The 10,685-nt window shown below is 61.5% G+C and carries 9 protein-coding genes and 1 pseudogene; 5 read left to right on the forward strand and 5 right to left on the reverse strand.

Annotation, left to right across the window (positions count from 1 at the left end; all coding sequences use genetic code 11):
• The 3 genes and pseudogenes from B7R24_RS16255 to B7R24_RS16265 form a co-directional block, all read left to right on the forward strand.
• Positions 1-193, forward strand: a pseudogene (locus tag B7R24_RS16255) (integrase core domain-containing protein); the annotation flags it as partial.
• Between the two features lie 233 nt (positions 194-426).
• Entirely contained in the window at positions 427-2,136 is a 1,710-nt protein-coding gene (gene aspT, locus B7R24_RS16260) for an aspartate-alanine antiporter (RefSeq protein ID WP_116420033.1), read from the forward strand.
• A 22-nt stretch (positions 2,137-2,158) separates the two neighbouring features.
• Complete coding sequence (locus B7R24_RS16265) at positions 2,159-3,754, forward strand: bifunctional aspartate transaminase/aspartate 4-decarboxylase (protein ID WP_116420034.1); 1,596 nt, start codon at positions 2,159-2,161, stop codon at positions 3,752-3,754.
• Positions 3,755-4,367: 613 nt separating this feature from the next.
• Here B7R24_RS16265 and B7R24_RS16270 read toward each other — a convergent pair.
• Positions 4,368-4,802 (reverse strand): DUF1003 domain-containing protein, encoded by a 435-nt coding sequence (locus B7R24_RS16270; RefSeq protein ID WP_116420035.1) that lies wholly within the window; start codon positions 4,800-4,802, stop codon positions 4,368-4,370.
• Positions 4,803-5,099: 297 nt separating this feature from the next.
• Here B7R24_RS16270 and B7R24_RS16275 point away from each other — a divergent pair, with 297 nt between their 5' ends.
• Positions 5,100-6,026: a multidrug DMT transporter permease gene (locus B7R24_RS16275; protein WP_253259511.1), complete on the forward strand. Its 927-nt coding sequence runs from the start codon at positions 5,100-5,102 to the stop codon at positions 6,024-6,026.
• Positions 6,027-6,071: 45 nt separating this feature from the next.
• The gene (locus B7R24_RS18540) at positions 6,072-6,200 is read left to right on the forward strand and encodes a recombinase family protein (RefSeq protein WP_437123537.1); all 129 of its coding nucleotides are present in this window, start codon (positions 6,072-6,074) and stop codon (positions 6,198-6,200) included.
• 334 nt (positions 6,201-6,534) lie between these two features.
• Here B7R24_RS18540 and B7R24_RS16285 read toward each other — a convergent pair whose 3' ends face one another.
• The 4 genes from B7R24_RS16285 to B7R24_RS16300 form a co-directional block, all read right to left on the reverse strand.
• Positions 6,535-7,788: an amidohydrolase family protein gene (locus tag B7R24_RS16285; RefSeq protein ID WP_116420036.1), complete on the reverse strand. Its 1,254-nt coding sequence runs from the start codon at positions 7,786-7,788 to the stop codon at positions 6,535-6,537.
• 65 nt (positions 7,789-7,853) lie between these two features.
• Positions 7,854-9,281, reverse strand: coding sequence for an MFS transporter (locus tag B7R24_RS16290; RefSeq protein ID WP_116420037.1), 1,428 nt, complete (start codon positions 9,279-9,281; stop codon positions 7,854-7,856).
• Between the two features lie 2 nt (positions 9,282-9,283).
• Positions 9,284-9,985 carry a TetR/AcrR family transcriptional regulator gene (locus B7R24_RS16295; RefSeq protein ID WP_116420038.1) on the reverse strand — a complete coding sequence of 234 codons (702 nt, stop codon included), beginning with the start codon at positions 9,983-9,985 and terminating at the stop codon, positions 9,284-9,286.
• A gap of 334 nt (positions 9,986-10,319) precedes the next feature.
• Positions 10,320-10,526, reverse strand: a complete 207-nt coding sequence (locus B7R24_RS16300) for an Lsr2 family DNA-binding protein (RefSeq protein ID WP_253259512.1) — start codon at positions 10,524-10,526, stop codon at positions 10,320-10,322.
• Positions 10,527-10,685 lie beyond the last annotated feature (159 nt).

The raw sequence follows: 10,685 nt of genomic DNA on the forward strand, positions 1-10,685 counted from the left end.
CGAGTGGCTGTTCCGCGAGGAGATCGACCATGGCCTGTCACTGGTCGAGCAGATCAACGCCTACCGAGCCGACTACAACCACGTCCGCCCGCACGAAGCGATCGCCTGGAACCGGCCCGCCGACGTCCACGCCGGCCTCGCCGACCCCACCATCCCCAACTTCGAAATCGAAGAAACCCTGCCAACTACTTGACGCGGGACAAAATGGGGGTGTGCGGACGGGTGCCGCGGATGGTTGGGACTAAGGACCCTGTGTTGGGTGTGCGGTAGGTGGTTGACTGTCGGTGCTGCTCGCGGATCCGGTCACGTTTCTTCGCTGTTTTGCTCGGAGCTCGGATCCCGCCGGCGCGGTGCCGATAACCGATTGAGAAACGAGCCTGCCTCTATGACAACGTCCCCTCCGTGTCACGCCCGTCAGGGTATTCGGTGAATGTCATCGGTGATCTTTTCGCCGCCCAACCACTTGTAGCCTTGTTCATCACGATCGCTCTGGGCTATGTGGTCGGAAAGATCCATGTCGGTAGTTTCACGCTCGGGGGTGTCGCGGGAACGCTTCTGGTTGGTGTTGTTATAGGTCAGATCGGTATCACCATTGATCCGGGTATCAAGACCATTTTTTTCGCCCTGTTCATCTTCGCGGTGGGTTTCCAGGGCGGCCCGCAGTTCTTCCATGCGCTGAATCGTCGGTCGCTGAACCAACTCGTTTCTGCTTTCGTGATGTGTGTTGCGGGGTTGGGTACGGTGCTTGTTGGGGCTTGGGTGTTTGGTCTTGACCGGGGGCTTGCTGCTGGGCTGGCTAGTGGTGGGTTGACCCAGTCCGCGATCATCGGCACGGCTGGGGATGCGATCGGAAAGCTTGGGCTCTCCCCTGATGTCACCAAAACGATGCAAACCAACGTGGCGGTCGGCTACGCCATCACCTACATTTTCGGATCCCTCGGGCCCATCATTTTGGTGACCTGGTTCCTGCCCGCGTTGAAACGCTGGGATATCAGGGCTGAAGCGGTCAAGCTCGCAGCGACGATGTCGGGCGGTCACACCGAACTCGACCCGGGAACGTTCAACGCAGTCCGGCCCATTGTCACGCGTTTCTTCACCCTGGATAAAGCTCGAGGCTCTAGCGGAAAGACTGCGCTTGAGGTTGATGCTTCCCTCTCTGACGCGGCGGTCGAGGCCGTCGTTCGAGGCGGAGCAACTATCCCTCTCACCGATAAGACGATTCTGCAAGACCGGGATCTGGTTGCTTTGTCCGGGAGGGCTGAGGCAATGACGCGGGCCGGGGAACTCCTCGGCGAGGAATCGCCGGCACCTGACGGATTCCGGCTGGTGGAGGAAGCCCGGGAAGTGATCTTGACCAACAAGGCCCTCACGTCACGACCGATCAGCGAAATACGGAAGCACGTGAACGTGGGCCTGAGCCACGGCGTGTACCTCACCAACGCCAAGCGGATGGGAATCGATCTGCCGCTGTTGGACAACCTCGAACTCCACCGGGGCGACGAACTCCACTTCGTCGGACGTCCCGCCGATCTTGGCCGGGTGCAATCCAAAATCGGGTACATCATCAGCGCTGCAGCCCGAACCGATTACGTCTTCTTCGGCATCGGGATGACGGCCGGTCTGCTGATCGGGTTGATCACCCTGACACTGTGGGGGGTCCCGATCGCTATCGGCAGTGGTGGCGGGTGCCTCATCGCCGGCCTCATGTGCGGATGGCTCCGCAGCGTCCACCCCAGGTACGCAGCCCTCCCGTTGGGCGCGTCGAACTTCCTCCGGGACTTCGGGCTCGCCGCGTTCGTTGGGATCGTCGGTATCACCGCGGGGCCGCAAGCTCTCGTCGCGATCCAGCAGCACGGAATCACTCTGTTCCTGCTCGGCGTCGCCGTCACCCTGATCCCGACGATCTTCACATTCTTCTTCTCTTACTATGTGCTCCGCATCCGCAACCCGATCGAAGCGTTGGCCTGTGTCGCGGGCGGACGAAGCGCGAACCCGGCCTTCGCGGCGCTGCTAGAGAAGGCGGGAAACTCAACCCCTGTGGTCTCGTTCACCGTCACCTACGCCGTCGCGAACGTGTTCCTGACCTTGTGGGGCCCCGTCATCGTGGGCCTTGTCACCAAAAATGCTGCAGCCTGACCGCCCACAGAAAGAGACCACAATGCCAGCCGAGGACTATTCCAGCTTCACCAATCTCAGCCCGTTCGAACTCAAAGACAAACTCATCTCTGTCGCTTCATCCGACGCTCAACGACTGATGCTGAACGCAGGCAGAGGCAACCCCAACTTCCTGGCCACCCTCCCACGCTGGGCCTTCCTGACATTGGGCGAGTTCTCCATGAGGGAGTCCGAACGCTCCTACTCCTACCTCGACAGCGGCTTTGGGGGTCTACCCGAACGAGACGGCATCGTGGGGCGCTTCGAAGCTTTTGCTGCCCATCAAGGCCATAGCAAAGGAGTGACGTTCCTGCGATCAGCGCTGTCTTACGTCAAGGATCAGCTCGGCCTTGACCGCGACGAGTTCCTCGTCGAAATGGTCGGAGCCTTCCTCGGTTGTACCTACCCGACTCCGCCACGCATACTCCGCCATGTTGAAGAAATCGTTAAGGCCTACCTTGCCCAGGAAATGTTCGGACCCATCACCGACCAGGGTGCGTTTTCCGTTTTCGCCACCGAAGGCGGAACCGCCGCGATGGCGTACATCTTCAACAGCCTCGCGGCCAACGGGCTCATCCACCCGGGCGACAAAATAGGCATCGCCACCCCGATCTTCTCCCCGTACTTGGAAATTCCTGTCCTCAAGGAATACGGCTTGGAGATTGTTGACATCCGAATGGACCGGACGGCTGATTGGCAGCTGCCCCAAGACGAGATCGACAAGCTCCTCGACCCGGCAATCAAAGTGTTCTGCGTCGTGAACCCCAGCAACCCTCCGTCATCAAAACTCTCCACCACCGTGCTCGACCAGCTCGCCGACGTCGTCGAACATCATCGCCCGGACCTCATCATCGTGACCGACGACGTCTACGGCACCTTCGCGGACGACTTCGTTTCTCTGTTCGCCCGATGCCCGCACAACACCCTCTGCGTGTACTCGTTCTCGAAGTTCTTCGGAGCCACCGGCTGGCGTTTGGGCACTATCGCCCTTCATACTTCGAACATCATCGACGAACTCTTGGGCGGCCTGCCAGAGAGCGAGAAGACCCGTTTGGACACCCGCTACGAATCCTTGACTTCAACCCCACGCGAGTTGGCGTTCATCGACCGGCTCGTCGCCGATAGTCGTGCGGTCGCTCTGAACCACACTGCGGGTCTTTCGACGCCCCAGCAACTCCAAATGGCTCTCTTCGCGCTTAATGGGCTGATGGACCGGCTTGGGCAGTATAAAACTGCGGCTAAACAGCTGATCCGACAGCGTTACCAGACCCTGTACTCCAGTATCGGCGTCGCGGCTGCGTTCGAGCCCGACGACGTGAACTACTACAGCCTCATTGACCTGCAGGAACTCGGCCGCCGACTCTATGGAGACGACTTCGAGAACTGGTTCCTCAGCCAGGATCTCGGTACCGAGTTCCTCTTCCGGCTCGCCGAGGAAACGGGAGTCGTTCTCCTGCCCGGCAAAGGATTCGAAGTTGTTGACACCTCCGCCCGCGTCTCACTCGCTAACCTCACCGACAACGAGTACCGCGCAATCGGTGCCGCGACCCGCCGCATCGTCGACGAATACCACGACACGTTCACCGCCACCAAGCAATAGGCCATCCCGGCCCCTCGAGGGTGGGCCTGTGCTGCACGCAGAACCGCACGCTCCAGTCAGGTTCTATCATTGAGCAGGATTAACGCTTGCGCCAAGGAAGTCTGCTCTGATCCTGTGAGTTCAGTGGCGTGCGCCTCTTTCGGGGGTAGCGTCGCCGGGGTGATTCCTCTTTTGAACGTCAGTGAGCCGCTTTGGGACCTTCTGGTTGAGAGCGGGTATCTGAACACCACGGGACTGTTTGTCTTGCAACGCACTGAGACTGTCCAATCGCGGTGGCGGAGCCCTGCCCACGCCGCGAGGGTCTGGCAACACGGCGGCCTGTTCAGCCCGGCGAGTACGACCCCATTCGGGAATGGCCACGAAACCATCACCGCCCCATCACCTCAACGGCTGACTATGCTGCCAGGCGACGCTGACGGCAAACAGTCTTGCCGCCGCGTCACGTTCATCCGCCGTCCGGCGTAACTGCCGGAGGCTTGACCGGGACGGGACCTTCGAACCGGTCATCGTGCAGAAGCACCAGCGCCGACTCACGGGCGTCGGCGAGATGGTCATGTCCCTCAAATGTCCGCCTTCTTCAGACGTGCCGGCGGGGGCATGATCGCAGTGTTGGTTATCCCTTCTGAGCTTTTGCTGACGGTGCGGTCGGGAGGTGGTTTACGAGGTCGCGGAGTTCGGTGATCATTTCTTTGTGTTGGACGCAGAGCTCGATGAGGCGGTCGATTTCTACTTTCGACGCGACGTTGGTGTCGAAGTCATGTTTGGCCATCGCGGAGCTGATGGCGTCTTGTCGTTTCGCTGCGATCAACAGAATCGCTCCCTGGAGGCCGGCGAGCATTGACAGGAACAGGTTCAGGAGAATGTAGGGGTACGCGTCCCACGATTCGTTGTGCAGGAACACGGAGTTGATGACCGCCCACAGCACCATGACCAGGACGAACGAACCGATGAACAGCCAGCTGCCCATCCCGTTACGTAGGGCATCTGCCGCCCGCTGCCCCAGGGTCAGTGTCTTTGTGTGCTCGTCATGCCAGTTTCTGATCGTCATGAACCCGATGATCCACCCACAACCTGTACAGGTTGAGACGTAAAGAGTTCCCCCTCGTCCGAAAACTCTGCGACGCCAAAGAAAACACCGAGTGTCGTGAAAGCCCGACACTTCGCATAGAAGCTCGCCCAGACCCGGCAGCCTGATCTCGTCGTCACGTCATCACCCCACTGGGACCGAACAGCCTAGGGTTGCCTCTTGATGGCGGCTGCGGGTATCTGACCGGATGGCCGGGTTGGCTGCGATGATCAACTTGATGAACACGCCCATGAATTCAGAACGGCAGGAGGACAGCTCGTGAGTCTTGAACTGGTTTCGCTCAGCCCCATGCAGGCATTAGGGATACCGGTTGCTCTGATCGGATCTGTCTTCCTCGCCGCGGGAACTGAGTTCCAACAACACGGGGTCAGCAAAATCAACGCGGGAGCTCAGCAGCACACCCGGTCGGGTCTCGGTATCCGGCAGCTCGCAGCCCTGGTGCGCAGGCCGTCATGGCTGATCGGCACCCTGATGCTCGGGCTCGCGGTCGTTTTCCAGCTCTTCAGCCTGTATCTCGCACCCCTCACCGTCGTGCAACCTCTCGGTGCAGCGGCCCTGATTATTACTGCGCTGATTACCGCCCGCGTCACGAAAACGAAACTCAGCAAACCCGCGATCCGGGCCATCGCGTTCTGTGTCGGGGGGATAGGCCTGTTCGTCACCGTCGCCGCACTGACTACCACCACGATCCCTATCACGAACACTCAACTCGTCATTGTTTTGATAATTCTGGGCGTTGTCCTGCTGATCTTCGGTCTCGCCTTCGCGTCGCTGCGGGAACGATTTACCCGCATCTTCTACGTCGTTGGCGCCGGAGTACTATTCGGTTTCGTCGCAACACTCGCCAAAGTTCTCATCACCCGGGTCCAAACCATAGTGCAGGGCGGTTTTCACCTCACCCCCGCGGACGTACTGACTCTGGTCTGCTTGCTCGGGCTCGCAGCCGCTGGGATCCTCGGCTCATACTTTGTGCAAACCGCGTACGCTTCAGGCTCCCCGGAAGTCGTCGTCGCCGGGCTGACAGTCATCGACCCGCTGGTCGGCGTCACGATCGGAATTATTGTTCTCGGCGAAGCGGCCGGAGCACCACTCTGGGCGAGCTTCGTGTTCATCATCGCGGGGGTACTCGCGATCTATGGCGTCATACAACTATCCCGACAACACCCACAAGACACGGCTCAGTAGCCCTATGAAACACTCGCGAGAAACTTCGCCTTGCGAATCGGTACCATGACTGCGGCCGGAAAACTGGTGTTCGGGATCTTCGCGGCCTTGGCTGGGTTCGAGAGGGAGTGGATCGCGGAGCGCACGGTCGTGGGCCTGGCGTTTGCTCGCGCCCGGGGCCAGGTGGGTGGTTGACCCTTCATGATGGCACCAGCGAAAGTGCGCTTCGCGATGGCGTCGACGGGGAATCCCGACACGAACATTGGGGGAGCTGTGCGCGGAGCTCGGGATCTCCCGCCAGACCATCTCCCCGCTTGTGAGAATTGCGCCGACGGTGCCCGCGTGATGAGCCGGAAGCGCCGTGCCTCGATTCCTCGGACCTGACGGCGGGGCAAGCTAGGGCACGCGCCAGAAGCGTGCCCTGCTGCTCGAGCATGTTCAGGAGGGGGTTGGTTGCGCGTTCGGATGGGTCGCCTTGGGGAGGGAATGGTCCTGAGTGGCGATTCGCGTTCACAACTGGGAAGTTTGTTCAGGCTGTCGTGTGTGTTCCTCTCCGCCAGATGTGGCGGAGGTTGAGGGTGTTGGTGATGTCGGTGGTGGGGTCACCGTTCACGAGGATGAGGTCGGCGCGGGCGCCGGCCTGGATGCGGCCGCGGTCGGTGAGTGCGAAGCGGCGGGCTGTTGCGGAGGTGGCGGCGTGGAGTGCTTGGGTGGGGGTGAGGCCGGCTTGGACGAGGAGTTGCAGTTCGTGGTGAACGCTGAATCCGTGGGCTAGTCCGCCGAGGGCGGGGACGGGCATGGACACGTCGGTGCCGGCGAGGATGTCGACGCCCGCAGCGTGCAGGGCAGCAACGGTGTCGAGGACGTCGTCGAAATGGCCTTTGGGGTAGGTGTTGAAGCTGCTTCGGAGGGTTTTCAGCCATTTCGGGCTGAGCTTGGATGCGACGCGGGGATCGGTTGTGAACCGTTCACCGGTGACGCCCATGATGGAGGAGTTCAGGGACAGGCAGGGGGTCACAAAGGCGCCTGCGGCTGCGATCGCGTCGATGATCTGCGGGGTGTGTGGCCGGTCGATGAAGAGGTGCGCGAGCCCATCGACGCCGGCGTCGATGGCTTGCTGGGTGGCGTGCAGGGTGAGGGCGTGGGCAAGGACGGTTTTGCCGTGTTCGTGGGCCGCGCGGACGGCCGCGACGAGGGTGTCATTGGTCATCATCGGGAGGCCTGGGCTGGCGAGGACTGTGCCTTCTTCGATCATGACTTTGATGTAGTCGGATCCTGTGGCGACGAGCTGCTTCACGAAGGCGATGGCTTCGTCTGGTGTGGTTGCGGAGGGCATCACGAACCCGTGCGGGCCGTGTTCGTCAGCGTCCCGGCCGGTTGCGTCTGACTCGTGAGGGGTGGTGTCTTCTGGCGGCGGTCCGCCCATGAGTTCGCTGGGGTGGCCGTCGGGGGCGGAGATACCGAATCCTGCGGAGCGGAGGTCCGCCAGATCGTCGGTGGCCTTGATGGTGGCGCGGTCTTCGGCGCTCCAGTGGCCCATCATTTCCAGTTCGGTGGTGATACCGAAGCGGAGAGCGTCGCGGAGGGACTCGACGGACGTGTGGGTGTGCGCGTCGATCAGGCCGGGCAGGAGTGTCCCACCGTTCCCGTCGATGATCGTCGCGCCGGCTGGCGCGGGCTGTCCCACCGAGAGGATTGTTGGCCCGTCGAGGGTGACGGTGCGGGCGGGAAGGACGGTGTCTCCATCGAAGATGCGCACGTTGGTGATTGTGGTGATGGTCATTGGTTTCTCCTGGTTGGTGACATGTGCGGGCAAGGCGTGCGGCCTGGGTTGTGTTCTCGGGGTGGCTAGTGCTGGTCTTCTGCGGCTTTTTTGGGTAGCAACCAGACCAGGCCGAGGCAGACCGCGATGATCCCACCGACAACGGCGACGCTGATGGTGAGGGCTTGGATTCCGCCGTGGGCGGCGGCTTGGCTGAAGTACACGGTTGTGACGATCGCGGATCCGATCGCGGCGGCGAGTTGTTGCACGGCGCTGAGGGACCCGCTGGCGCTCCCGGCCTCTGCGGGGGCAACATCGCCGATGGCGACGTCATAGATGCTGCTGAAACATGCCCCCATACCTGCCCCGAGAATCAAAATCGGCGGCGCCGTCCACAGGGCGTTGACCTGGGTTCCGGTGAAGACCACGGTGAGGAACAGGGCTGCAGCGCCTAGGAGCGTGACTGCGAGACCGTCGACGACGAGGCGGCGCCCGAGGGTGGGGATCAGGGGCCGGCTGATGAGGGAGGACCCGATGATGCCGACCATGAGCGGTGCGAGCCCCAGGGCGGCCTCGGTGGAGGTGAGGCCGAGTTGGAGTTGGAAGAACAGCGACACGACGTACGCGAATCCGTTGACGGCTGCGAAATAGGCCAGTCCGAGGATCAGTCCCGAGGTGAACCCGCGGTTCCGGAGCAGGGACGGCAGGATCAGCGGGTTGGCGGCAGCTTTCTGGCGGAGACAGAACAGAACAAATCCGATGACGCCCACAGCGAGGCTGATGATCGGGACCAGGGTCCAGCCGTCGGTGGAGCCCTGGATGAGGCCGTAGATCAGCCCCAGCATGGTGAGCCCGAGAAGACCTGCGCCGAGCCCGTCGATGCGCTGCTGCCCGTCTGGGGTTTCCTCGGGCAGAACACGGTAGGCGATGATGAACCCGATCGTACCGAGGATGATGTTGATCAGGAACATGGGCCGCCAGGTGAGGCCCGCGATATTCGCGCCGATGATCAGTCCGGCAGCGATGGGCCCGAGGACGGCAGATGCGCCCATCACGGGTCCGAAGAGGCTGAAGACGAACGGTAACTGCTCACGGCGGAGTACCCCGATCAGGACGCTGATGCCCTGCGGGATGAGGAGGGCGCCGAAGCCGCCCTGGAGCAGGCGGGCACCGATGAGCATCGTCGGGTCGATGGCGAGGCCGCAGATGAGGGAGGCGAGGGTGAACCCGGCGATGCCGATGAGGAAGATGCGGCGTTTGCCGTACCGGTCCCCGAGCCGGCCCCCGACGACGAGGAGCACCCCGATAGCGAGTGCGTAACTGGCGCCCAACCATTTCACAAGGCTCTCACCACCACCGATTTCTCGGACGATGGTGGGCGCGGCGATGTTCGTGATCGTGGAATCCATCAGGTCCAGGACATCCGCGAGGAGCACGACCACGAGGATCGCGAGTTGGCGTCGGGACAGCGCGGTGCCCCGGGCAGTGGTGTGGGTGTTACTAGTAGTGGACATGGTCAAAGTTCCTTAGAAGAAGTGCGCTGAGTGTGAAGAATCCCGGTGATGAGGACGTCAAGTCCCCACCGGAATCTCTGCTCACCTGTACCTGAGAGCAGATCGTTACCGAGGCGAGCGATGTGGGGGAATACCTCGGCGTCCACGGTGGCGAGCTGCTCGGTGAGGGCAGAAAAGTCGTCGCCGTCTGCTTGCAGCGGGTCCTCGTGACCGTGCTCAACGGCGGTGACAGTTGCGAAGGACAACAGCAGGTCAACGCCCCACGCAGCGTCCGTGTCTGGGATTCCTCCCTCGCGAAGCAACCCCAAGACGCCGTTCAGCAGGCCGAGATAGTTCGTGCCGCTGGGGTGCGTTGACATACTCATCCGCGCCAGGGCCGGGTATTGAAACAAAACGGCCGTGTAGCTCGTCAGCACATCTGTGAGACGCGAACGCCACGGCCCGGCCACAGGCGGGAGCTTCACCTCGCCTAGGAGAGCATCAAGGACCTGCGCGTGCAGGTCCTCCGTGTTCCGGACGTACACATAAAGAGATGCGGCGCCCGTGTCCAGCACGGCGGCGATCCGGCGCATCGTGACCTTACTAAGCCCCTCCTCGGCAAGGATCATGAGAGCGGCATCGACGATACCTACCCGCGTCAGGGCAGGCTTAGCCGGCCGCTCACGCCGGCTGATTGGCACCTTGGGAAAAGTATTCGAGGACATGCCCCTAGCCTAGTACGAACATGTTCGTGACGCACGTGTTTGTGGAGAACGCGTTTCAAAAACGTTCTGAGGACGGGACGACCGTTACGGGGCCGGTGGCGTGCACTGAACTTCGATCATCCGTGCAGACAACGTCAAGAATCCACAGATGCCGCACCCGCACCGTTGCGATGCCCGTTACCCGACCCTTTTTATTGCCCGCACAGGTGTACTGAGTGGGCGCACGGTCGTCTCTCGCAGCCCATGGGCTACGAGACAGATAGGTTACGAGACAGCTTCGCTGGTCTTCGCGAGACAAACAGGAGACGCGTATCCGAGTTCTGGAGTCCTAGTTTTACTGGTGTGCTTTGGCGTAAGCGTCGAGAACAGTGGCGTGTATTCGTCCCCTGGTTCCTACCTCGAAACCATTCAGAGCAGCCCAGGTCCGAATGGTGGCTGGTGTCGCGCCCGTGCTGCCGATTTCTTCACGGCTCGGCGAGGGGGCCGCGGGTTCAGTCGTGCGCCGAACTGCTTGAGTTTCGATCGGGCGGGCTGGTTGCAAGTGCTTTAGCCTGGATCCACCGATGGGGCATGGGGTGAGATCGGCGCGTTAAACGGAGAATACCTTTCTGATCAGGGATAATTGTTCTTACCACAGAGACAATTGGACCCGAAAAGAGAGGCATCTCGCAGATGCAAGTTTCTCATGCCGCACGGGCCG

Origin of the sequence: Subtercola boreus (genome assembly GCF_003399645.1) — a bacterium.
GTDB lineage: Bacteria > Actinomycetota > Actinomycetes > Actinomycetales > Microbacteriaceae > Subtercola > Subtercola boreus_A.

Bases quoted from the DNA above. Each gene is read 5' to 3' on its own strand.
- B7R24_RS16265 (WP_116420034.1), top strand. From the start codon at position 2,159: ATGCCAGCCGAGGACTATTCCAGCTTCACCAATCTCAGCCCGTTCGAA.
- B7R24_RS16270 (WP_116420035.1), bottom strand. From the start codon at position 4,802: ATGACGATCAGAAACTGGCATGACGAGCACACAAAGACACTGACCCTG.
- B7R24_RS18540 (WP_437123537.1), top strand. From the start codon at position 6,072: ATGACTGCGGCCGGAAAACTGGTGTTCGGGATCTTCGCGGCCTTGGCT.
- B7R24_RS16285 (WP_116420036.1), bottom strand. From the start codon at position 7,788: ATGACCATCACCACAATCACCAACGTGCGCATCTTCGATGGAGACACC.
- B7R24_RS16290 (WP_116420037.1), bottom strand. From the start codon at position 9,281: ATGTCCACTACTAGTAACACCCACACCACTGCCCGGGGCACCGCGCTG.
- B7R24_RS16295 (WP_116420038.1), bottom strand. From the start codon at position 9,985: ATGTCCTCGAATACTTTTCCCAAGGTGCCAATCAGCCGGCGTGAGCGG.